This is a genomic window from Streptomyces sp. NPDC057253 (genome assembly GCF_042669125.1).
In the GTDB taxonomy this organism is placed as follows: Bacteria; Actinomycetota; Actinomycetes; order Streptomycetales; family Streptomycetaceae; genus Streptomyces.
The window spans coordinates 108,043-129,496 of the sequence record NZ_JBHUXV010000010.1; the positions used below are offsets into that span (position 1 = coordinate 108,043).

At 72.3% G+C, this 21,454-nt stretch carries 25 protein-coding genes and 1 riboswitch; of the genes, 12 read left to right on the forward strand and 13 right to left on the reverse strand.

The features are described from left to right. Positions 1-39: 39 nt before the first annotated feature. From ACFULQ_RS08230 to ACFULQ_RS08260, 7 genes are all read right to left on the reverse strand, one after another. Complete coding sequence (locus ACFULQ_RS08230; RefSeq protein ID WP_383539817.1) at positions 40-843, reverse strand: urease accessory protein UreD; 804 nt, start codon at positions 841-843, stop codon at positions 40-42. Then, on the reverse strand, positions 840-1,517 hold the full coding sequence (gene ureG, locus ACFULQ_RS08235; protein WP_383539820.1) for an urease accessory protein UreG: 678 nt from the start codon (positions 1,515-1,517) through the stop codon (positions 840-842). Before ureG ends, ACFULQ_RS08230 begins: the two co-directional genes overlap by 4 nt. 92 nt (positions 1,518-1,609) lie before the next feature. Next, positions 1,610-2,284: an urease accessory protein UreF gene (locus ACFULQ_RS08240; protein ID WP_383539824.1), complete on the reverse strand. Its 675-nt coding sequence runs from the start codon at positions 2,282-2,284 to the stop codon at positions 1,610-1,612. 13 nt (positions 2,285-2,297) lie between these two features. After that, on the reverse strand, positions 2,298-4,019 hold the full coding sequence (locus ACFULQ_RS08245; protein ID WP_383539827.1) for an urease subunit alpha: 1,722 nt from the start codon (positions 4,017-4,019) through the stop codon (positions 2,298-2,300). Further along, positions 4,012-4,323 (reverse strand): urease subunit beta, encoded by a 312-nt coding sequence (locus tag ACFULQ_RS08250; RefSeq protein WP_383539830.1) that lies wholly within the window; start codon positions 4,321-4,323, stop codon positions 4,012-4,014. Before ACFULQ_RS08250 ends, ACFULQ_RS08245 begins: the two co-directional genes overlap by 8 nt. A 9-nt stretch (positions 4,324-4,332) precedes the next feature. Beyond that, complete coding sequence (locus ACFULQ_RS08255) at positions 4,333-4,635, reverse strand: urease subunit gamma (protein ID WP_010355509.1); 303 nt, start codon at positions 4,633-4,635, stop codon at positions 4,333-4,335. Positions 4,636-4,801: 166 nt separating this feature from the next. Beyond that, positions 4,802-5,431 (reverse strand): TetR/AcrR family transcriptional regulator, encoded by a 630-nt coding sequence (locus tag ACFULQ_RS08260; protein ID WP_383539833.1) that lies wholly within the window; start codon positions 5,429-5,431, stop codon positions 4,802-4,804. 100 nt (positions 5,432-5,531) lie between these two features. On the opposite strand from ACFULQ_RS08260, the gene ACFULQ_RS08265 reads away from it, so the two are divergent. After that, positions 5,532-6,521: an ABC transporter permease gene (locus tag ACFULQ_RS08265; RefSeq protein WP_383539836.1), complete on the forward strand. Its 990-nt coding sequence runs from the start codon at positions 5,532-5,534 to the stop codon at positions 6,519-6,521. A gap of 95 nt (positions 6,522-6,616) precedes the next feature. On the opposite strand, the gene ACFULQ_RS08270 is transcribed toward ACFULQ_RS08265, so the two are convergent. Next, positions 6,617-6,895 (reverse strand): type II toxin-antitoxin system Phd/YefM family antitoxin, encoded by a 279-nt coding sequence (locus tag ACFULQ_RS08270; protein WP_383539839.1) that lies wholly within the window; start codon positions 6,893-6,895, stop codon positions 6,617-6,619. 70 nt (positions 6,896-6,965) lie between these two features. Between ACFULQ_RS08270 and ACFULQ_RS08275 the strand changes: the two genes are divergently transcribed. The 3 genes from ACFULQ_RS08275 to ACFULQ_RS08285 all read left to right on the forward strand — a co-directional run bounded on the left by ACFULQ_RS08275 (position 6,966) and on the right by ACFULQ_RS08285 (position 8,900). Then, a complete protein-coding gene (locus ACFULQ_RS08275) occupies positions 6,966-7,598 on the forward strand; it encodes an ATP-dependent Clp protease proteolytic subunit (protein ID WP_383539842.1) in 633 nt (210 codons plus the stop codon). A gap of 7 nt (positions 7,599-7,605) precedes the next feature. Then, positions 7,606-7,911 carry a hypothetical protein gene (locus ACFULQ_RS08280; protein ID WP_383539844.1) on the forward strand — a complete coding sequence of 102 codons (306 nt, stop codon included), beginning with the start codon at positions 7,606-7,608 and terminating at the stop codon, positions 7,909-7,911. A gap of 300 nt (positions 7,912-8,211) precedes the next feature. Further along, positions 8,212-8,423: riboswitch (cyclic di-AMP (ydaO/yuaA leader) on the forward strand. A 3-nt stretch (positions 8,424-8,426) separates the two neighbouring features. Continuing rightward, positions 8,427-8,900 (forward strand): C40 family peptidase, encoded by a 474-nt coding sequence (locus ACFULQ_RS08285; protein WP_383539846.1) that lies wholly within the window; start codon positions 8,427-8,429, stop codon positions 8,898-8,900. A gap of 581 nt (positions 8,901-9,481) precedes the next feature. On the opposite strand, the gene ACFULQ_RS08290 is transcribed toward ACFULQ_RS08285, so the two are convergent. Further along, the gene (locus ACFULQ_RS08290) at positions 9,482-9,940 is read right to left on the reverse strand and encodes an ATP-binding protein (RefSeq protein ID WP_383539849.1); all 459 of its coding nucleotides are present in this window, start codon (positions 9,938-9,940) and stop codon (positions 9,482-9,484) included. Between the two features lie 213 nt (positions 9,941-10,153). Here ACFULQ_RS08290 and ACFULQ_RS08295 point away from each other — a divergent pair, with 213 nt between their 5' ends. Next, positions 10,154-11,017: a helix-turn-helix domain-containing protein gene (locus tag ACFULQ_RS08295; RefSeq protein WP_383539851.1), complete on the forward strand. Its 864-nt coding sequence runs from the start codon at positions 10,154-10,156 to the stop codon at positions 11,015-11,017. Between the two features lie 9 nt (positions 11,018-11,026). After that, positions 11,027-11,248, forward strand: coding sequence for a DUF397 domain-containing protein (locus tag ACFULQ_RS08300; protein ID WP_383539854.1), 222 nt, complete (start codon positions 11,027-11,029; stop codon positions 11,246-11,248). A 39-nt stretch (positions 11,249-11,287) separates the two neighbouring features. Here the strand turns inward: ACFULQ_RS08300 and ACFULQ_RS08305 are convergent, their stop codons facing one another. Then, a complete protein-coding gene (locus ACFULQ_RS08305) occupies positions 11,288-12,415 on the reverse strand; it encodes an 8-amino-7-oxononanoate synthase (RefSeq protein ID WP_383539857.1) in 1,128 nt (375 codons plus the stop codon). A gap of 148 nt (positions 12,416-12,563) precedes the next feature. Here ACFULQ_RS08305 and bioB point away from each other — a divergent pair, with 148 nt between their 5' ends. From bioB to bioD, 3 genes are read left to right on the forward strand one after another with little or no spacing between them, the layout of a single operon-like run. Continuing rightward, positions 12,564-13,802 (forward strand): biotin synthase BioB, encoded by a 1,239-nt coding sequence (gene bioB, locus ACFULQ_RS08310; protein ID WP_383539860.1) that lies wholly within the window; start codon positions 12,564-12,566, stop codon positions 13,800-13,802. Continuing rightward, positions 13,795-15,081, forward strand: coding sequence for an adenosylmethionine--8-amino-7-oxononanoate transaminase (locus ACFULQ_RS08315; RefSeq protein ID WP_383539863.1), 1,287 nt, complete (start codon positions 13,795-13,797; stop codon positions 15,079-15,081). The genes bioB and ACFULQ_RS08315 overlap by 8 nt, the downstream gene beginning before the upstream one ends. Position 15,082: 1 nt before the next feature. Further along, complete coding sequence (gene bioD, locus ACFULQ_RS08320) at positions 15,083-15,799, forward strand: dethiobiotin synthase (RefSeq protein ID WP_383539866.1); 717 nt, start codon at positions 15,083-15,085, stop codon at positions 15,797-15,799. 53 nt (positions 15,800-15,852) lie between these two features. On the opposite strand, the gene ACFULQ_RS08325 is transcribed toward bioD, so the two are convergent. Next, positions 15,853-18,114, reverse strand: coding sequence for a LuxR C-terminal-related transcriptional regulator (locus ACFULQ_RS08325; RefSeq protein ID WP_383539869.1), 2,262 nt, complete (start codon positions 18,112-18,114; stop codon positions 15,853-15,855). 168 nt (positions 18,115-18,282) lie between these two features. On the opposite strand from ACFULQ_RS08325, the gene ACFULQ_RS08330 reads away from it, so the two are divergent. Both ACFULQ_RS08330 and ACFULQ_RS08335 read left to right on the forward strand, forming a co-directional pair. Continuing rightward, complete coding sequence (locus ACFULQ_RS08330) at positions 18,283-18,969, forward strand: esterase/lipase family protein (RefSeq protein WP_383539872.1); 687 nt, start codon at positions 18,283-18,285, stop codon at positions 18,967-18,969. A gap of 74 nt (positions 18,970-19,043) precedes the next feature. After that, entirely contained in the window at positions 19,044-19,733 is a 690-nt protein-coding gene (locus ACFULQ_RS08335) for a class I SAM-dependent methyltransferase (RefSeq protein ID WP_383539875.1), read from the forward strand. A 121-nt stretch (positions 19,734-19,854) separates the two neighbouring features. Here ACFULQ_RS08335 and ACFULQ_RS08340 read toward each other — a convergent pair whose 3' ends face one another. After that, positions 19,855-20,229 (reverse strand): fic family toxin-antitoxin system, toxin component, encoded by a 375-nt coding sequence (locus tag ACFULQ_RS08340; protein ID WP_383539878.1) that lies wholly within the window; start codon positions 20,227-20,229, stop codon positions 19,855-19,857. Next, complete coding sequence (locus ACFULQ_RS08345) at positions 20,226-20,459, reverse strand: antitoxin (protein ID WP_383539880.1); 234 nt, start codon at positions 20,457-20,459, stop codon at positions 20,226-20,228. The genes ACFULQ_RS08340 and ACFULQ_RS08345 overlap by 4 nt, the downstream gene beginning before the upstream one ends. A 189-nt stretch (positions 20,460-20,648) precedes the next feature. Between ACFULQ_RS08345 and ACFULQ_RS08350 the strand changes: the two genes are divergently transcribed. Beyond that, positions 20,649-21,452, forward strand: a complete 804-nt coding sequence (locus ACFULQ_RS08350) for an ABC transporter ATP-binding protein (protein ID WP_383539883.1) — start codon at positions 20,649-20,651, stop codon at positions 21,450-21,452. Positions 21,453-21,454 lie beyond the last annotated feature (2 nt).

Here is a 21,454-nt window from a genome sequence, read left to right on the forward strand (position 1 = left end):
GCCAATCCGATAAACGGATGGGGTGGTTCGCTGGGCGAACTAGACACTCAGGGCGGCCAGCGCCTCGTCCAGGACCCGGCGCAGCCGCAGGGCGTCCGGGGCGACCGCGCTCACGAGGGCGGCGGGTCCGGCGAGCGGGACGAGCACGGCGTGGTCGGCGAGGCTGCGGGCCGCCACCGGATTCGAGGCGAACTCCGTCCGGGCGACGACGAGTTGACCGACCGCGCGATGTCCCGCGAGCACGGCGGGTCCGTCCCACCCGCCCGGGGCGCCCGGACCGCAGGTGAGCTCCTGGTCGAGCACCGTCCGGCCGGCGATCCGCAGCACGAGCCGGCTGCACAGCCGTCCGGGCTCCTCCCCCGCCCTCCCGAGGACCTGCTCCTCGCGCAGCACCAGCCGACCGGTCCGCGCGAGGTCGATCCGCGTGGTGATGTGCAGGTCGCTGCCGGCGGCGGAGATCAACTGCTCGGGCAGCCAGTGCAGTTCGGCCCCCTCGGCGACGGTGAGCCGTACGTCGTAGTGCGCCTCGCCCTTGGTCTGCCCCGGCAGGGCGATGGTGGCGGCGGCCGAGCCGACGCGCAGCCGGGCGCCCTCCTGGACCTCGGCCTCCACGGTGAAATGGTCGCCGCCGAGGGGGCCGCTCATCGCGCCGACCAGCATGACCCGGGTCTCGGCACCGCTCCCCCGGGTCCGCCGCAGGGCCAGCGGGCCGTCGCTCTCCAGTACGGGCAGGGCGGTGCCGCCGCGCCCGTCGTCCCGGGCGACCAGCCGCGCGGTGGCCCGCACCCCGGTCGCGGTCGGCGTCTCGGTCGGCGCCGCGATCGGGGCCGCCGTCACGGTCATGCCGTCCACGCGGCGAGCTGCGCGCGGACCCAGGCGGCGGTGCCCTGGACGCCGGTCTCGCTCCGCAGCGACTGGAAGACGACCGGGAGTTCGGCGCGCTGGGCCTTGGCGTCGGCGGCCATCCGGGCGAGGTCGGAGCCGACGTACGGGGCCAGGTCGGTCTTGTTGACGATGAGCAGGTCGGCGGTGGTGACGCCGGGGCCGCCCTTGCGGGGGATGTCGTCCCCTCCGGCCACGTCGATGACGAAGATCTGGGCGTCGACCAGGCCCTTGGAGAAGGTGGCGGTGAGGTTGTCGCCGCCGCTCTCCACGAGGATCAGGTCGAGGGGGCCGACCTCGTCCTCCAGGTCCTCGACGGCTTCGAGGTTGGCGGAGATGTCGTCGCGGATCGCGGTGTGGGGGCAGGCTCCCGTCTCCACGGCGGTGATGCGCTCGGGAGGGAGGACGGCTTCCCTGAGGAGGAACTCGGCGTCCTCGCGGGTGTAGATGTCGTTGGTGACGACGGCGAGGGAGAGTTCGTCGCGGAGGGCTCGACAGAGGGCGGCGACGGTTGCCGTCTTGCCGGAGCCGACGGGGCCGCCGAGGCCGATGCGGAGGGCTCGGTGGGAGCCGTCCTTGCGGTGGGCGTCGGCGCTTACTGCGGCGGGGCCGTCTTGAGAGTGGTCCAGGTGCATGTACGGCTCCTTTTGGGTTCGTTGTCGAGTGCGGGTGCGTAGGGGCTGGTCGCGCAGTTCCCCGCGCCCCCAACTGGGTTACCTGGGCGCCCCTATGACGCGAACAGGCGTACTGGCCATGCCGCGTGCAGCTCGGCTGCGATCTCCAGCAAGGGCGCCGACGCGGCGGGCAACGAGTCCGGCCCCTCGCCGACAGCCCGCCGCGCCGCCTCTACCGCCTGGTCCGCGACCCCGTCCAGCTCCAGTGCCAGCCTTGCCAGTACGGCCGTCGCGTCGAAGGGGTCCAGGCTCAGGAGGCGGACCGTCGCGCTCGCCGGGCCGCTCACGCTCTCGTACGCCGCGCAGTACGCCGCGTCCAGCGCCTCCAGGCCTGCCGCGCGGGCCGCCAGGCCCAGGACCACCGGTTGGTGGGCGCCCTTGGGGAACTCCTGTGCCACCGCGTCCAGTTCGGGCGACGGCCAGGTCGCTCGGGCCGCTCGCATCAGCTGGCGGCCCAGCTTGCGGGCGGCGAGCCGTAGCGCCGGGGACGGGGTGCGGGCGTCCGCCGCCGCGTCCAACTCGCCCGGATCCAGACCGAGTACGGCTGCCGCGGCCAGCGCCGCCGACACCAGGCCCGCCGTGTGCAGCCGGCCCCGGCAGAACGCCTCCAGGCTCTGCGCGTCCGTGATCCGTCCCGCCTTGACCGCCGCCTCCGCCCCGCCGGAGTGCGCGTGGCCCCCGGCGGGGAAGCGGCCGTCGGCCAGGACGAGCAGTGCTGCCCGTGACATCACGACCCCGCCATCAGAAGAGGAAGTAACGCTGGGCCATGGGCAGTTCGGCCGCCGGGGTGGCCTCCACCAGCTCGCCGTCGATGTGCACGGCGAAGCTGTCGGGGTCGACCCGGACGTCGGGCCGGGCGTCGTTCTCGCGCATGTCGGCCTTGGTGACCCCACGCGTCGACTCGATCGCCACGAACCGCTTGCCGAGCTGGAGCCGCTCCGGCAGCCCGTCCTCGATGGCCAGCGGTGCCACGAAGTTGAAGGAGTTCGAGGCGGGGGCCCGGCCGATCGCCCCGTACATCGGCCGGGGCAGGATCGGCTGCGGGGTCGGGATGGACGCGTTCGCGTCGCCCATCTGCGCGTAGGCGATCTGGCCGCCCTTGAGCACCAGATGGGGCTTGACGCCGAAGAACGCCGGCTCCCACAGCACCAGGTCGGCCAGCTTGCCCGTCTCGACCGACCCGACCTCGTGCGCGAGGCCCTGGGCGACGGCGGGGTTGATCGTGTACTTGGCGACATAACGCCGTACGCGACGGTTGTCCGCGCGGCCGTCGCCCGGCAGCGCGCCCCGGCGCCGCTTCATGACGTGCGCGGTCTGCCAGGTCCGCATGATCACCTCGCCGACGCGGCCCATGGCCTGGGCGTCGGAGGAGATGATCGAGATGGCGCCCAGGTCGTGCAGGATGTCCTCGGCGCCGATGGTGGTGGGGCGGATGCGGGACTCGGCGAAGGCGAGGTCCTCCGGCACGGCCGCGTTGAGGTGGTGGCACACCATCAGCATGTCGAGGTGTTCCTCGGCGGTGTTGACGGTGAAGGGCCGGGTCGGGTTGGTGGAGCTGGGCAGGACGTGCGGCTGGGAGACCACGGTCATGATGTCCGGTGCGTGACCGCCGCCCGCGCCCTCGGTGTGGTAGGCGTGGATGCCCCGCCCGCCGATCGCGGCGAGCGTGTCGCCCACGAAACCGGCCTCGTTGAGGGTGTCGGTGTGGATGGCGACCTGGATGCCGGTGCGGTCGGCGACGGTCAGCGAGGCGTCGATGACGGCCGGGGTCGAGCCCCAGTCCTCGTGCAGCTTCAGGCCGAGGGCGCCGCCGCGGATCTGGGACAGCATCGCCTCGTGCGAGACGGTGTTGCCCTTGCCGAGGAAGCCGATGTTGAGCGGGTACTGCTCCATCGCCTCCAGCATCCGGGCCAGGTGCCAGGGGCCGGGGGTGACGGTGGTGGCCTTGGAGCCCTCGGCGGGGCCGGTGCCGCCGCCGACCAGGGTGGTGATGCCGGCGGAGAGGGCCTCGTCGGCGATCTGCGGGCAGATGAAGTGGACGTGCGCGTCGATGCCGCCGGCGGTGAGGATCCGTCCGTTGCCCGCGATGACCTCGGTCTCGGGGCCGATCACCAGGTCCGGGTGGACCCCGTCCATGGTGTCGGGGTTGCCCGCCTTGCCGATGCCGGTGATGCGGCCGTCGCGGATGCCGATGTCGGCCTTGACGACACCCCAGTGGTCGACGACGACCGCGCCCGTGATGACGGTGTCCGGGGTGCCCTCGGCGCGGGTGGCCCGCGCCTGGCCCATGGACTCGCGGATGACCTTTCCGCCGCCGAACACGGCCTCGTCACCGGCGAGCCCGGGGCCGCCGGAACGATCCTCCTCGACCTCGATCAGCAGGTCGGTGTCGGCGAGCCGGATGCGGTCGCCGGTGGTGGGGCCGAACAGGTCGGCGTAGGCGGCACGAGAGATCTCAGGCATCGAGGGCACCTCCGGTCTCCCCGCGCAGCCCCGGCACCACACGGGCGCCGGCGAGCGGGACGAGTTCCACGTCGACGGGGATGCCGGGCTCGAAGCGCACGGCGGTGCCGGCGGCGATGTTCAGCCGCCTTCCGCGCGCCGCGGCGCGGTCGAACTCCAGGCCGGGATTGGTCTCGGCGAAGTGGTAGTGGGAGCCGACCTGGACGGGTCGGTCGGCGGCGTTGAGGACGGTCAGGCGGGTGACCTCACGGCCCTCGTTGTACGCAATCGGGCCGTCGGCGAAGAGGATCTCTCCGGGAATCATCGGGCCCCCTCAGACGATCGGGTCGTGGACGGTGACGAGCTTGGTGCCGTCCGGGAAGGTGGCCTCGACCTGCACGTCGTGGATCATCTCGGGGATGCCCTCCATGACGTCGTCGCGGGTCAGCAGCTTGCGTCCGGAGGCCATGAGCTCGGCGACGGTACGGCCGTCACGCGCGCCCTCCAGGATGTGCGAGGTGATGAGCGCGACCGCCTCGGGGTGGTTGAGCTTGAGACCACGGGCCCGGCGCTTCTCGGCGACGTCGGCCGCCACATGGATCAGCAGCCTCTCTTGCTCGTGCGGGGTCAGTTGCACGTCCCACCTCACAGTCCTCGCTCCGGACCGTGCGGGGTCCGGTTGCCTCAGCCCCGGGGCAAAGTCCCTGGTGGCGTGGACCGCAGGCTAGTTGGATCCGGTTTCAGGCACGTTAACCGAGCTGTGATCCATCAACGCGCGTCGCCGCCGCCCCGTCGCGTGCTCGTCAGCGCGGGCCGGCGTCACCCCCCATGCTCATCAACGCCCGTAGACCCGCCGCCAGTTCGTCGATGGAGGTCGGCCCGAACAGCGCCTGCTGTGCGAGGAAGCCCATCGCGGCCGCCATCATGGTGCGGGCCACCTGCTCCGCGGGGACGTCCGAGCGCATCATCCCGACGTCCTGGTACTCCCCGACGATCCGGGCCCAGGCCGCGCGCACCGCGCCGTAGCCCTCCCGCAGGACGGCCGAGAGCTCCTCGTTGCGGATCGTCTCCGCCCACACCTGGACGACCAGGCCCGGAAACGCGGGCCGGCCGTCCACGGTCAGGGACTCCTTGGCGGCGAGGACGCGGCCGAGCACCGACGCGACGAGGACGTCCGGCGAGGGGGGCGGGGTGGTGCGGGCCGCCTCCTCGAACCCTGCGTGGACCTGACCGAGCACCTCTTGGACGATGGCGCCGATCAGCTCCTCCTTGCCGCTGAAGTAGCGGTAGACGGCCCCCGCCGAGAGGTCGACCTCCTTGAGGACGTCCTGCATGGACGTGGCGTGGAAGCCGTTGCGGGCGAAGCAGAGCGCGGCGCCGTCGAGGATCTGGCGACGGCGGGCGTCGAGGTGTGCCTGGGATACGCGAGCCATGTCCACAAAGTAAAACGAACATTCCTTCTTGACAAGGAGCGGCAGCGGCGGGACGGTGGTGACGAACTTAAAACGAACGATCCTTCTTTTTGGAGTCCTCATGTCCACCCGCCGCCTGCTCGCGGTCGTCGTCCTCGTGCCCCTGCTGGCCGCCGTGGCGCTGTGGGCCTTCGCCTGGCCCGCCGCCCGCACCGCCCCCCGCGACCTGCCGCTCGGCGTGGCCGGTCCGGCCACCGCGACCGCACAGGTGGAGCAGCAGCTCCGGCGGCACGAGGGCGCATTCGAGATCCACCGCTACGCCGACGAGGCCGCCGCCCGCTCCGCCATCGAGGACCGGGACGTGTTCGGCGCGGTCGTCGTCACCTCCCAGGGCCCCGAGCTGCTCACCGCGTCGGCCGCGAGCCCGGTCGTGGCCCAGCTCCTTCAGCAGGCCGTGACCCAGCAGGCCGCCGCGAGCGGTGCCGAGGTCAAGGTCGTGGACGTCGTCGCCACTCCCGCCTCCGACCCGAGGGGCGCGGCCCTGAGCTCGTCCGTACTGCCGCTGGCCCTCGCGGGCCTGGTGGCGGGCGCGGCCGTGACCCTGCTCGGACTGCGCGGCCTGCGCGCGGTGACCGCGCTGGTCGTCGTCGCCGCACTGGTGGGCGTCATCGCGGCCGCGCTGGCACACAGCTGGCTCGGCGCCCTCACCGGCGACTGGTGGGCGGAGGCCGGCGCGCTCGGGCTGGCGACGCTGGCGGTGAGCGCGGCCGTGGCGGGTCTGGCCGCCCTGGTCGGCCCGGCGGGGATCGGAGCCGTCGCGTTCCTGGTGATGTTCCTCGGCAACCCGTTCTCGGGAGCGGCCACGGCCCCGCAGCTGCTGCCCGAGCCGGTCGGCACGATCGGCCAGTGGCTGCCGCCGGGCGCGAGCGCGACCCTGCTGCGCTCGGTGTCGTTCTTCGACGGCGCGGCGGCGACCGGACCGGCCCTGGCCCTCACCTGGTGGGCGGTGCTGGGGCTGGGCGCCGTGATCGCGGGGAGCGCCCTGCGGCGGGAGCGGGCGACGAAGACCACGTCCAGCACCGCGGAGCCCGCGCTCACCCCGGTCGGCTGACGAACCGGCTCCACCGGACGCCTGCTCCACCGGACCCCTGCTCCACCGAACCCCGGCCCCGGCGGCCGGGGTTCACGCTTGGGCGCGACGCGGTTCTACGACGGTCCGGGCCCCCGGTGATGGGCCGCGATGCCGAATCGCTGGTGTTCGCGAGGAGCGGACGCGACCTCCCGCACGGCGGAGACCGCGCTGACCACCTGCTCCTCGACGGGCTCCTGGAGCTCCTCCAGCCGTTCGAGGTCCGCGGCGGAGACCAGGGCGACCAGCGGCTTTCCATGCCGTGTGACGACGACCCGCTCGCCGCCGTACACCACCCGGTTGATCAGGTCGGCGAGTTCAGCCCTGGCTTGCGTCACCGGAATCTCGTAGGCCATACCCCCATCATAACGTCACGTACGTCCTGTACATTTTTTACGGACAGCCTGCCGCGAGGAGGGGTACGCCATGACCCGACCGACCGCCCGTCACGTCCTGCCCGAGTTCCATGAGCGCACGAGTTCCGGGGCCAGGACGATGGATCCGTACTCCAGGCTGCTGGAGGAGCGGATCGTCTTTCTCGGGACGCCGATCGACGACATCTCGGCGAACGACGTGATGGCGCAGTTCATGTACCTGGAGCACCAGGCGCCGGACCGGGACATCGCGCTGTACATCAACTCCCCCGGCGGCTCGTTCAGCGCGATGTCGGCGATCTACGACACCATGCAGTACGTCAGTTGCGATGTGGAGACGACCTGCCTCGGCCAGGCCGGTTCCTCCGCGGCGGTGCTGCTGGCGGCCGGCACCCCGGGCAAGCGCTCGATGCTCCCGGGCGCCCGGGTCGTGATCCACCAGCCCGCCCTGACCGAGCCGGTGCAGGGGCAGGCGAGCGATCTGGCCATCCAGGCCGACGAACTGATCCGGGTGCGGGCCCGCCTGGAGGAGCTGCTGGCGCGGCACACCGGGCGGACCCCGGAGCAGGTGGGCGAGGACATCGAGCGGGACAGGATCCTGGACGCGCAGGGCGCCCTGGACTACGGCCTCGCGGACGCGATCGTCCCGAGCCGCAAGTCCTCCGGCACCCCGGGTGAAAGGTGAGCCGCGGATGGTCCCGGACCTGCCACCGCTGCCCGCGCTCACCCGCGCCGAGGGCGAGCTGATCGACCGTTATCTCGACGTGGTCGACCTGCTGGGCCGGATCAATCCCGCCCGGCACGAGGACACCTACGGCGGACTGCGCGCCGCGCAGGCGCTGGTGGCCAGGGCGGCCGAGCTACGCGACGCGCTGGTCCTGATGCACGCCCGGGGTGAGCGCGAGCTGCATGCCGCGACCCTGGCCCGGGCCCTGCGGGTGCTGGACGGGGAGCGGCGTACGGCCCGGGTCACCGTGCCGCCCGCCGAAGACAGTTGACGAGGCGTCCGCGGCTGAGTTGAAACGCGCCGAACGACGTACCCCCTATTGGAGGAGGCGCGGCTCCTTTTTCGCGACCCTCAGGGTTGCGCAACGCGCGTGGTGCAGGAGCGGAATGAGGAGTTTCTGTGCTGGTCGGGGGCTCCTCGGGCCCTCGACACCCCTGCATTCGAAGGGGTGTTCACCCAAACGGGTGAGTGGTGAGTAACAACACAAATCCACGGTTCCGTTGGGTTTTTCGCACTTCCGTGCGCCAAGATCCCTGTCTGACGACAAGCCCCCGCCGCAGCGGCGGGGCGATCCGGGCGGACGCCGAGTCCTGCCGCCGTCCGGATGACCGGTCGACAGAAGTGGATCGGCAGGAGTGGAGGACCCAAGCACGACGGGTCGCCGGGACGGTCACGCCATGACCGGTCCGAGCAGCCCTTGGGGTGAAGCCGCGTCAGCGGCCGGGCAACTTCGCCAGCCCGAATCCGACAGGTCATCCTTCACAGGCGGCTGACGAAGGGTTGCGCATGACTGCGCTCAATCGTGTCCCGTCGCTGATGGCCCGAGCCGGTACGGTCTCGGCCTTCGCTCTGGCCGCCGTGGGCGGCTCCGTCGTGGTCCCCGGTGTCGCAGCAGACGCCGCCGCCGCGACGCCGGCGACGAAGGCACTCAAGGTCGCGGCCTCCAAGAAGGGCTCGCCGTACCGCTACGGCGCCACGGGACCGTCGCGCTTCGACTGCTCAGGGCTCACGCTGTACTCGTTCAAGAAGGCGGGCAAGAAGCTCCCGCGGACGGCTGCCCAGCAGTACAACAAGACCCGCCACATCGGCGCCGGCAGCCGCAAGGCCGGTGACCTGGTGTTCTTCCACTCGGGCTCGAACGTCTACCACGTCGGCATCTACGCCGGGAAGGGAAAGATCTGGCACGCCCCGAAGACCGGGGACGTGGTGCGGCTGCAGAAGATCTGGACGAAGAGCGTCTGGTACGGCCGGGTCAAGTGACGACCCCGAGGGGCCGCCGGCACCCTGACCTGCCGTCGGCCCCTCGGACCTGCGGACCGCCTGACACCGACTCAGGCGGCCGCCCGGGCCGCGCGCAGCGACTCGGCCGGCAACAGCACGCCGAGAGCCGCCAGACCGCCTCCGGTGCCCCCGAGGACGGCCGTCGAGGCCTAGGGGGCTGAGCGCGTTGGTGACGGAGCCCTGCGCCAGCGGCCGCGCGGGCTCGACCTCCGCCTCGGGACCCGCCCAGCAGGTGCAGCTCCCGGAACAGTGCGGGCACGGCCGTGAGGACCGCCGCGAGCGCGGTGTGCAGCAGCAGCCCGGCCGCGACGCCCAGCGCGCAGGCCGCCCTGCCCGGCGGGAGACCAGGGCGTTGCGTACGACGCCGGTGAAGTCGGCGCCCGCCCCGTACGACCCGCCCCGGCTCGCGCGTATCCCGGCGTGGAGTCGTCGGTCACCTTCCACGAACCCCTGACGCACACCTACGAGCCGGCCCCGCTCCCCACGGGGGGGGTGGAGTCGGTGCGCCGTACGAACTCGGTCGTCCATCGGACCGGGGAGGCGTCGGCCGCGTGAGGAAACTACGGCTCCTGTTGGCCGGCCGTCGTGACCGACTGGGCCGGGACCGTCCACGGGAGTTCGATGGAGACCGTCTTGCCGCCCTCCCGCGTGGGCCTGACCTTCAGCTTGCCCCCGCACTCGGCGGCGAGCCAGCGGATGATCACCATCCCGCGGCCGTTGTCCTGCTGGACCGCGGCCGGGAGGCGTCTGGGAAAGCGGGGGTGGCTGTCGGTCACCCCGATGCGCAGCTGTTCGTCGCGGTCCAGCTCGATGTCCACCGTGAAGGTGGGTGACTGCCCGAAGGTGTGCTGTACGGCGTTGGTGGCGAGTTCGGAGACGATGAGCCGGACGGTCTCGGCGGCGTCCGTGGCCGAGGGCAGCCCCCACTCCGCGAGTGTGCTCAGGACGTAGGTGCGGGCCGCGGAGACCGAGGCTGGTTCGCTCGGCAGGGTGACGGATGCTTCCAGGTGATCTGCCATGGCGACGTCGTCCCTTTCCCACGGGACCGAAGTCCGACACGGTGCGGATGGTTCGAGTACGGTCCCGGACTGGTGGTTCTTCGTCAGAGTGCCATTACCGCGGCGGTGACGGGTGCCGATCCACCAAGATATGCATATATCTGTCGCTCGAAGCGGTGAACTCTGCGACGCGAGACCGTATTTGGGCGGCTCGTAAGGAGTAAGGAGTAGCGCATGCAGCACGGTCCCGCGGTGCGCCGTCGAAAGCTGGGCGCCGAACTGCGTGCGCTGCGCGCGAGTGCCGGGCTCACCAGCGGTGAGGCGGCCCGGCTCGTGGGCTGGCACCAGTCGAAGGTGAGCCGGATCGAGACCGGTGCCAGCGGGGTGAAACCGGCCGATGTGCGGTTACTCCTGGACGCCTTCGGCGTGACGGACACGGAACTGCGGGAGCTGCTTCTGGTATTGGCGGGTTCCGACGGGGGCGGCGGCGGCCGGCACCACTGGTGGCACGCCTATCGGGGCGTCCTGCCCCCGACCTACCGGGACTTCATCAGTCTGGAGTCCCAGGCGAGCGCGATGCGCACGCTGGAGACCTCGGTAGTGCCCGGGCTGCTCCAGACGCCCGAGTACGCGCGCGCGGTGACCCGGGCCGCGGTGGACGGGCTCGACGACGAGCGGCTCGACGCGCTGGTCGAGGTGCGGCTGGCCCGTCAGGACGTACTGCGCGCCCAGCGGCCACTGGAGTTGAGCGCCGTCCTGGACGAGGCGGTGCTGCGGCGGGAGGTCGGCGGGCCCGTGGTGATGACCCGGCAGCTGCACAGACTTCTGGAGGCGGCCCGGCTGCCACAAGTGTGCCTCCAGGTACTGCCGTTCACGGCCGGGGCGCATGTGGGTGTCACCGGCCCTTTCGTAATCTTCTCATTTTCGAGCACTTCTGATCTGGACGTGGTTGTTCTCGACCACTTGACGAGTAGCCTCTACCTCGAACGGAAAGAAGACCTGGAGGCCTACACCGAGGCCTTCAACTCCCTTCAGGTCCACGCCCTTTCGCCCGAGGACTCGTTGGACTACATCGCCGAGTTGGGTGACGGCGCGTAAGGAGGCACCATGTCTGCACTGCCTCGGCACGTTCCATCCAGTACCGAACTACGCGAGGTGCGCTGGCTGCGCAGCAGTTACAGCACCGGAGCGAACAACTGCGTCGAGACGGCGAGGCCGTCGGCCGGGCCCTGGGCCGGGCTGCTCGCCGTACGCGACTCCAAGGACCCGGACGGACCCGCGCTGCTCTTCTCCCCCGAGAGCTGGGCGGGCTTCACAGCCGCGTTCTGACCCCGGGTCCATCCGGCGCCACGGCCGTGTCACGCCGACTCATGGTCGTGTTCCGCCGATCACCCGTACAGCGCGTTCGATCTGCTCCTCGGAGAGGTCGGCGCGGGCGGTCAGCCTGAGCCGTGAGATGCCGTCGGGCACGGACGGGGGCCGGAAGCAGCCCACGAACAGCCCGGCCGCACGGCAGTCGGCCGCCCACCGCACGGCCTCCTCCGGGGAGGGTGCGCGCACCGATACCACCGCGGCGTCCGGACGTACCGCCTCCAGACCCGCGGCGGTCAGGCGTGCGTGCAGTCCGGTCGCCACCTCACGCGCGCGTGCGGCCCGTTCGGGCTCACGTCCGAGCAGCCGCAGGGCCGCCAGGGCGGCTCCCGCCGACGCGGGGGCCAGACCGGTGTCGAAGATGAACGTCCGTGCCGCGTTGACCAGGTGCTCGATCACCCGTGCGGGGCCGAGCACGGCACCGCCCTGGCTGCCGAGCGACTTGGAGAGCGTGACCGTGACGACCACGTCGTCGGCGCCCGCGAGTCCCGCCGCGTGCGGGGCGCCGCGGCCGCCGGTGCCGAGCACGCCCAGGCCGTGGGCGTCGTCGACGACCAGGCCCGCGCCGTGCTCCCGGCATGCCGCGGCGAGGCCGGTCAGGGGCGCCGCGTCGCCGTCGACGGAGAAGACGGTGTCGGACACGGCGACCGCGGGCCCGTCATGCGTACCGAGCGCCTTGCGGACGGCCTCGGGGTCCGCGTGCGCGACGACCTGGGTCGTGCCGCGGGCCAGTCGGCAGCCGTCGATGAGCGAGGCGTGGTTGCCCGCGTCGGAGACGATCAGCGAGCCGTGCGGCGCGAGCGCGGTGACGGCGGCGAGGTTGGCCGCGTAGCCGGAGGAGAGGACGAGCGCCGCCTCGAAGCCGCAGAAGTCGGCCAGCTCGCGTTCGAGTTCGGTGTGCAGCTCGGTCGTACCGGTGACGAGCCGGGACCCGGTGGCGCCGCCGCCCCAGGTCCGGGCGGCCGCCTCCGCTCCCGCCACGACCTCGGGATGGCGGGCCAGGCCCAGGTAGTCGTTGCTCGCCAGATCGAGCAGCGGGGAGTCGGCCGGGCGGGGCCGCAGGGTCCGTACGAGTCCGGCCTGCCGGCGTGCCGCCGCCTGCTCGTCGATCCAGCCGAACGCCATGGGTCCTCCGGTGCTTTTGTAGACAACGAACAGACCCTAGCGGCAGCAAACGCTACCCACGGTGTGGCAATACCCACACGTCAAAGCGGGTGAGTTGTTCGATCCCTACCTTGGCCCGAGGCGGGTCCGTAGGACAGGATCGGCTCTCATGGACCTGCTGAACACGCTGGTGGACAAGGGGCTTCGGCGCGAGCTGCCGACCCGCGAGGAGGCGCTGGCCGTACTGGCCACGTCCGACGACGAGCTGCTCGATGTGGTGGCCGCGGCCGGGAAGGTGCGCCGGCACTGGTTCGGACGGCGGGTGAAACTCAACTATCTCGTCAACCTGAAGTCCGGGCTGTGCCCCGAGGACTGCTCCTACTGCTCCCAGCGGCTCGGCTCCTCGACCGGCATCCTGAAGTACACCTGGCTCAAGCCCGAGCAGGCCTCCCAGGCCGCCGCGGCCGGACTCGCCGGTGGCGCCAAGCGGGTCTGCCTGGTGGCCTCCGGGCGCGGGCCGACCGACCGGGACGTGGACCGGGTCGCGGGCACCATCAAGGCGATCAAGGAGCAGAACGAGGGCGTCGAGGTGTGCGCCTGTCTGGGTCTGCTCTCCGACGGCCAGGCCGAGCGGCTGCGCGAGGCGGGCGCGGACGCCTACAACCACAACCTCAACACGTCCGAGTCGACCTACGGCGACATCACCACCACCCACACCTACGCCGACCGGGTGGACACCGTCACCAAGGCGCACGCGGCCGGTCTGTCCGCCTGCTCGGGCCTGATCGCCGGCATGGGCGAGAGCGACGAGGACCTGGTCGACGTCGTCTACTCGCTGCGCGAGCTGGACCCCGACTCGGTCCCGGTCAACTTCCTGATCCCGGTCGAGGGCACCCCGCTGGCCAAGGAGTGGAACCTCACCCCGCAGCGCTGCCTCAGGATCCTCGCGATGGTCCGCTTCGTCTGCCCGGACGTGGAGGTCCGCATCGCGGGCGGCCGCGAGGTCCATCTGCGCACGATGCAGCCCCTCGCCCTCAACCTCGCCAACTCGATCTTCCTCGGCGACTACCTCACCACCGAGGGCCAGGCCGGCAAGGCCGACCTGGAGATGATCGCCGACGCCGGCTTCGAGGTGGAGGGCGCGGGCGAGGTCACCCTGCCGGAGCACCGGGCACACGCGGCGGCCGGGGGCGGCTGCGGCTCGCACCAGGACGGCGGCTGCGGGTCGGGGGCGGACGCGGACGCCGGGTGCGGGTCGGGGGCGGAGGCGGACGCCGGGTGCGGGTCGCACGCGGGCGGTGGCGTCTGCGGTACGGCCGCCTCGGCGCCGGCGGCAAGCGAGCCCCGTACCGACCTGGTCGCCGTACGCCGCCGAGGTGCCGGAACGGATCTCGCGCCCAATGCCTGATCTGCCCGGCCTGCCGGTGCCTGAGCTGCTGGCGCTCGACCGGCGGCACGTGTGGCATCCGTACGGTCCGATGCCCGGCCGGGTCGACCCGCTCGTCGTGGAGTCGGCGAGCGGGGTGCGGCTCAGGCTCGCCGAGGGCCCGGAGCTGGTCGACGGCATGTCCTCCTGGTGGTCGGCGATCCACGGCTACAACCACCCGGTGCTGAACGAGGCCGCGCACGAGCAGCTCGGCCGGATGAGCCATGTGATGTTCGGTGGGCTCACCCACGAGCCCGCGGTCCGGCTCGCGAAGCTCCTTGTCGACATGTCTCCTAAAGGGCTGGAGCATGTCTTCCTCGCCGACTCGGGGTCGGTGTCGGTCGAGGTCGCGGTCAAGATGTGCCTCCAGTACTGGCGCTCGCTGGGCCGCACGGGCAAGCAGCGCCTGCTGACCTGGCGCGGCGGCTACCACGGCGACACCTGGCAGCCCATGTCGGTGTGCGACCCCGAGGGCGGGATGCACGAGCTGTGGTCCGGGGTGCTGCCCCGCCAGGTGTTCGTGGACGCGCCCCCGGCCGAGTACGAGGAGTCGTACGCCGACCGGCTGCGGGCGGCGATCGAGCGGCACGCGGACGAACTGGCCGCGGTGATCGTGGAGCCGGTGGTGCAGGGCGCGGGCGGGATGCGGTTCCACTCCCCCGCGTATCTGCGGGTGCTGCGCGAGGCGTGCGACGCGCACGACGTGCTGCTGGTGTTCGACGAGATCGCGACCGGCTTCGGACGCACGGGCGCGCTGTTCGCGGCGGAGCACGCGGCGGTGACGCCGGACGTGATGTGCGTGGGCAAGGCGCTGACCGGCGGCTATCTGACGATGGCGGCGACGCTGTGCACGCCCCGGGTGGCCGAGGGGATCTCGCGGGGCGAGGTCCCGGTGCTCGCGCACGGCCCGACCTTCATGGGCAACCCGCTGGCCGCGTCGGTGGCCTGCGCCTCGATCGGGCTGCTGCTCGGGCAGGACTGGCTCGCGGAGGTCAAGCGGATCGAGGCGGGCCTGTGGGAGGGCCTGGCGCCGGCGCGTGACCTCCCCGGGGTGAAGGACGTTCGGGTTCTGGGCGCCATCGGGGTCGTGCAGCTGGACCACGAGGTCGACATGCGGGCCGCGACCGAGGCCGCCGTACGCGAGGGCGTGTGGCTGCGGCCGTTCCGCGACCTCGTCTACACCATGCCGCCGTACGTCACCGGCGACGAGGACGTGGCACGGATCGCGCGCGCGGTGTGCGCCGCGGCGAAGGAGGGATGACATGCCGGTCCTGGTGATCACGGGCACGGGCACGGAGGTCGGCAAGACGGTGACCACGGCCGCCGTGGCCGCGGCGGCGCTCGCGGCGGGGCGTACGGTCGCCGTCCTGAAGGCCGCGCAGACCGGCGTACGGCCGGACGAGCCGGGGGACGCCGAGGAGGTGGCCCGGCTCGCGGGTGCCGTCACCAAGGGCGAACTGGCCCGTTTCCCCGAGCCGTTGGCCCCGGCGACGGCCGCGCGCCGGGCCGCTCTCGAACCGGTGCACCCGGAGGGGATCGCCGAGGCCGCCGCCAAGCTGGCCACCGAGCACGATCTGGTGCTGGTGGAGGGGGCGGGCGGGCTCCTCGTCCGCTTCGACGAGGAGGGCGGGACGCTGGCCGACGCGGCTCAGCTGTTGCGGGCGCCGGTGCTGGTCGTGGCGTCGGCGGGCCTCGGCACACTCAACACCACGGAGCTGACGGCCCGTGAACTGCGGCGCCGTGAGCTGGACTTGGCGGGTGTGGTGATCGGCAGCTGGCCCGACTCCCCCGATCTCGCCTCGCGGTGCAATGTCGCCGATCTGCCGGAGGTGGCCGGGGCCCCGCTGCTGGGCGCGCTGCCGGCCGGGGCGGGACGGCTCGCACCAGCCGACTTCCGTGCGGCTGCGCCGAGTTGGCTGGCACCGCGACTGGACGGGAGCTGGGACGCGGAGGAGTTCGGGGCGCGCGAGGCGCCCTGAGGAGCCGCTACGACACCTCGGCGCGCGACACCTCGGCGCGCGGCTCTGAGGGGCTACGGGACCTCGCTCTCGGCGATGAGCCGCACCAGTTCGATGCGGGAGCGGATGCCCAACCGGGTGAAGACGCCCCGCAGATGGTGGTCGATCGTGCGCGGGCTGAGCGCCAGGCGGGCGGCGATCTCGCGGTTGGTGGCGCCCTCGGCGACCATGCGGGCGACCAGCAGCTGTTGGGCGGTCAGACGTGCGGCGGGATCCACGGACCGGGTCTGGGCGGCGGGGGCGCCCAGCGCGCGGAGTTCGGCTCTCGCCCTGGCGGCACAGTGCGGTGCGCCGAACTGGTCGAAGGCTTCGAGGGCGCTGTGGAGCCGGTCGCGTGCCTCCGTGCGGTGGCGCAGGCGGCGCAGGGCGCTGCCGAACAGGAGCTCGGTGCGGGCGCGTTCGAGGTCGCGGGTGCCGCGGGCGTGGAGTTCGAGGGCCGTGCGGTAGTGCTCGACGGCCTCCTCCCCCGGGGCCAGCAGGGCCCGGCAGCGGGCGCTCAGCGCGAGGTCGTCGGGGCTGCGGACGGCTGTCGCCCAGCGGTGGTAGTCGGTGTGGGCGGCCCGCGCGATCCGTGTGTCGTCGGTACGGACGGCGGCCTCCACGTAGTGCGGGGTGGCCAGGTGCCGGATGGCCCGGTGGCCGTGGCCGGGACCGAACCCGGCGAGCGCCCGCAGCCGGGCCGCCGCGCCGGCGAAGCGGCCGGCGGTGAGGTCGAGGTAGGCGAGCGCCCACTGGGCCAGGGCGGCGGGCAGGCCGAGGCCCCGGGCGAGGGCGTACGAGCGTGCGGCGGCGGCTCGTTCGCGGCAGACGTCGGCGTCGCCGGTGATCGCCGCGAACATGGCGAGGGCGGCCTGGAGATGACAGGCCCCGTTGTCCTGGCCGGTGGCGTACGCCTGGTGCAGGGCCTCTGTCGCGGCGGCGCGGCCGGCCTGCGGGCGACCGGTCCAGAAGTCGGCGTAGGCCCGGAACTCCATGGCCTGCGCGAGGACGCCGGTCGCGCCCCGGGCGCGGGCGGAGGCGGCGGCGCGCAGGGTCGCGGTGGCGGCGCGGGTGTGGTCGCCGAGCATCAGGGCGGCGATGCCCGCGTGGACGAGGAGGGTGGGGTCGCCGCCCGGGCCGCAGCGGCCGGCGGCCGCCTGGAGGAGGTCGCGGGCGTCCTCGTACCGCCCCTCGAAGGCGGCCGCGAGCCCGCCGAGGGTGCCGGGAGGGGTGATCCCGAGGCGGTCGGCGGCCCGGGCGGCCTCGCGGCAGCGGCGCAGGTCACCGGTGTAGACGGCGGCTTCGGTGGCGCGGGCGAGGAGGCGGGCGGCGGGGTCGAAGGAGGCCCGCGGTTCTCCTGACGTCCCGTCCGCGTCCGGAGAACCGTTGGACCGCCCGCCCACGTCCGGAGAACCGGTTGACGCCCCGCCCACGTCCGGAGAACCGGTCGGCGCCCCCTCCACCTCCGGAGAACCGTTCCGTCTCCCCGTTCTCGCGCGGAGCGCAGCCGCGCCCAGGAGCGCGTCGAACGCCTCCGTGGCGTTGCCCGCGCGGAGCGCGAACAGGCCGGAGAGGGCGTCGTCGGCCGTGCCGTCGGACACGAGTCGGCGGGCCCGGTCGGCGTCGCCCGCCTGCCAGGCGTCGGCGGCGGCACGTGTCACCAGGCGCGAGCGCTCCGCAGGATCCGCACAGAGCGCGGCGGCACGCTCCAGCAGGGCCCGCGCCAGTGCGGGCCGCCCGGTGCGGCGAGCCCGGTCGGCCGAGCCGCGCAGCTCCGCCACCAGCCGTGCGCTCGGGCCCAGCGCGCCCGCGCCGCGGTGCCAGGAACGCAGGGGTGCCTCGCCGTCGCCGTGCAGCACCCGGGCCAGCAGACGGTGGACGTCACGGCGGTCGGCCGGGCAAGCGGACTCGTAGGCGGCGATCCTCGTCCAGGTGTCCCGGAAGACGACACCACCGGCGCCGGAGTGCGCGACGCCCGCTGTCTCCGCCCGCTCCAGCGGGCGGGTGTCGAGGCGGACGGCGGTGACGGCCCGGAGGAAGGCGTGGGTGGCGACCGGGTACTGGTCGGCGGCGGCGAGGAGCAGCAGGAGGCGGGTGTCGTCGGGCAGGGCGCGGAGCTCCGCGCGCAGTGCGCGCAGCAGTCGCGGGGCGAGTTCCGCGGGTTCGGTGGGGAGCGGGTCGAGGCCGGCCGACTGGCGGTCGCTCAGCAGCGTCACGAGTTCGGCGGCGGCGCGCGGATCGCCGTGAACGGAATGCAGCAGCCGCACCCTCACGCCCTCGGGAAGCGCCGAGATCACGCGTCGCGGTGGCGAAGTGCGGGTCTGATGCGGAGGGTTCACCGGAGTCACCACACAACTCACGTTACTGGCGAGTTAATTGACCCGTAAAGACCGGCGATTTCGCCGATGCGACGCGCGTGGACCCGCCCGACACTCCTGACAACCCCACCCGTTTCAGGAGGCATCATGCAGCGCTTCGGGCGTCGCATCGCCGCGGCCGCCACGGCCGTGGTCTCTTCGCTCCTTCTGGCACTCTCCTTCGCCGTGGTCCCCGCGCACGCGGCGACCCACAACCCGATCGTGTTCGTGCACGGCCTGAGCAGTGACGCGAGCAGCTGGGACGACTGGATCGCCGACTTCAAGGCGGACGGCTACAGCGCGTCCGAGCTGGACGCATGGTCGTACAGCTGGTCGCAGTCGAACGTGACCACTGCCCAGCAGCTGGCCACGGAGGTCCAGCGGGTCCTGAGGGCGACCGGCGCCTCGAAGGTCGACCTGGTCACCCACTCGATGGGCGCGCTGAGCGCCCGTTACTACCTGAAGAACCTCGGCGGCACGGCATACGTGGACGACTTCGTCTCGGCGGCCGGCGTCAACCACGGGACGACGACGGCCTCCTGGTGCTCCTGGCTGTACACCTCGTGCGCGGAGATGTACACCGGCAGCTCCTTCCTCACCGCGCTCAACTCCGGTGACGAGACACCGGGCAGCGTCTCCTACGCCAGTTACTGGTCCAACTGCGACGACGCCCTCACCCCGGACACCACGGCGATCCTGAACGGCGCGACGAATGTCGAGGTGGGCTGTATCTCGCACACCGACATGAACAACGACTACGGCGTCTACCATCAGGTGCGCGCTTTCGTGCAGTAGGCGCCGGAGGGGGTGCGACGGGGTCCCACGGGGGACAATCGCGGTAGGGCCCGTCCTCGGCGAGGGAGGCTGTCATGCCGCTACGGTCCGCCGGCACCGGCAAGGTGTCCCGGGATCCCGTCCACCACCCGATCTTCGCGCGGTACTACGCGCGGGTCAGCGTCGCCGCCGAGACCAGGATGGGCCTGGCCGGTGTGCGGGAGCGGCTGCTCGCCGGGTTGTCCGGCCGGGTGCTGGAGATCGGCGCGGGCAACGGTCTGAACTTCGCGCACTATCCGGGCACCGTCTCCGAGGTCGTGGCGATCGAACCGGAGCGCCGGCTGCGGCAGTTGGCGGTGGAGTCCGCGCTGCGCTCGGAGGTGCCGGTGGACGTGGTGCCGGGCGCCGCGGAGGCGCTGCCGGTCAAGAGCGAGGCCTTCGACGCGGTGGTGTTCTCGCTGGTGCTGTGCAGTGTGCGCGATGTGCCGCGCGCGCTGGGCGAGGTACGGCGGGTGCTGCGGCCCGGCGGGACCGTGCGGTTCTTCGAGCACGGGCGGGGCGGCGGCCCGGTGATGCGGTTCACCCAGCGCGCCCTGGACCGCACGCTCTGGCCCCCGCTGAGCGGCGGCTGTCATCTGGCCCGGGACCCGGTCGGGGCGCTGCGCGAGGCCGGGTTCGAACTCGGCCCCTATCGGCGGGTGTTGATGCCGGAGAAGGGGCCGAAGCTGCCCCCGTCCTTCTGCGTGCTGGGCACCGCGTGGCGCCCCTCGCCGACGGACGGCTGAATTCACGGGGACCGCCGCTTCACAGGGATAGCCGATTCACGGGGACCGTCGATTCACGGTGACCGCTGATTCACGGAGACCACCGATTCACACGGTCCGCCGATTCACACGGTCAGCCGCCTCACAGGGTCCACTTCCGCAGCTCACGCGCGATGTCGTGCACCGAGGCGTCGCCCTTCTTGGCCACCTTGGCGAGATCACGGACGAGCACCGGCGAGGTGACGACCCTGAGGCCGCTCGCGACGAGGTAGGCGTAGGCGACCGCGCAGGCGAAGAGCGCGTTGGTGCGCTCCAACGCCGGTACGTGGATGAGGAGTTGCAGCAGCGAGGCGGCGCGCAGATGCGGGTTGTCGTAGACGGGGATGTCGAAGATCTCGGCCTGGTGCCGGGCCACGGCGGCGACCAGGGCGCCCCAGTCGGTGACCTGGGGGTCGCCCGGGGTCTTCTGCTCGGCGAGCATGAGCAGCCAGGCGAGATCGATGTGCAGATCGCTCAACGACTCTCGTTGTCCTTGCTCTCCTTGCCGAACTCCTCCGCGAAGACGGACTCGTACTGCTTCATGAAGTCGGCCGCGGCCTCGACGAAGGCCTGCCCCGCCTCTCCGGTGTCCTTCATGACCAGCTCCTCGATGTAGCGGTTGACGCTCACGCCACGGGCGAGGGCACGTTCACGGGCGGCGCGGGCGGTGCCCTCGTCCACCCGCACGTTCAACTGAGTCTTCGCCATACCCAAAAGCTAGCGCCGATGCGCTAGCACCGGCAAGAGGCGTCCAGGGGGAGCACCAGGACGAGCAGGAGGATGCCGCTTACACGGGGTGCCCCTTACACGGGTATCAGGGGCCCGACCTGGGAGGGAGGACACCTCGACCCCAAGGGGGATATCGGCTGTGGGGTGGATCACATTACCCTCGGCTCCATGGCCACTGCTGCGGAGGACGCCCCCGAGACCGCTCCGACCGAAGGGATCGCGGCCCGCGCCCGCGGTCTGACCAAGGCGTACGGCTCGGGCGAGACGGCCGTGCTCGCGCTGGACGCGGTGGACGTGGACATCGCGCGCGGTCGCTTCACCGCCGTCATGGGGCCCTCGGGCTCCGGGAAGTCCACGCTGATGCACTGCCTGGCGGGGCTCGACACCGTCTCGGCCGGCCAGGTGTGGCTCGGCGACACCGAGATCACCGGGCTGAAGGAGCGCGAGCTGACCCGGCTGCGCCGGGACCGGATCGGGTTCATGTTCCAGTCGTTCAATCTGATCCCCACGCTCAACGCGGCCGAGAACATCACCCTGCCCATGGACATCGCGGGCAAGAAGCCCGACGAGAAGTGGCTGGCCCAGGTCATCGACACCCTGGGCCTGCGGGACCGTCTCAAGCACCGGCCCTCCCAGCTCTCCGGAGGCCAGCAGCAGCGGGTCGCGTGCGCCCGGGCGCTGGCCTCCCGGCCCGAGCTGATCTTCGCGGACGAGCCGACCGGCAACCTCGACTCGCGGGCCGGCCTGGAGGTGCTGGGCTTCCTGCGCGAGGCCGTCGACCAGCTCGGCCAGACCGTCGTCATGGTCACCCACGACCCGGGGGCCGCCGCCCACTCCGACCTGGTGCTCTTCCTCGGGGACGGGCGGATCGTGGACAGCATGGAACGGCCCTCGGCGGAGGCGGTGCTGGAGCGCATGAAGCGTTTCGACGTGATCCGCGGTCAGGTCGACGCCGCTCCCGACGAGGGATGACG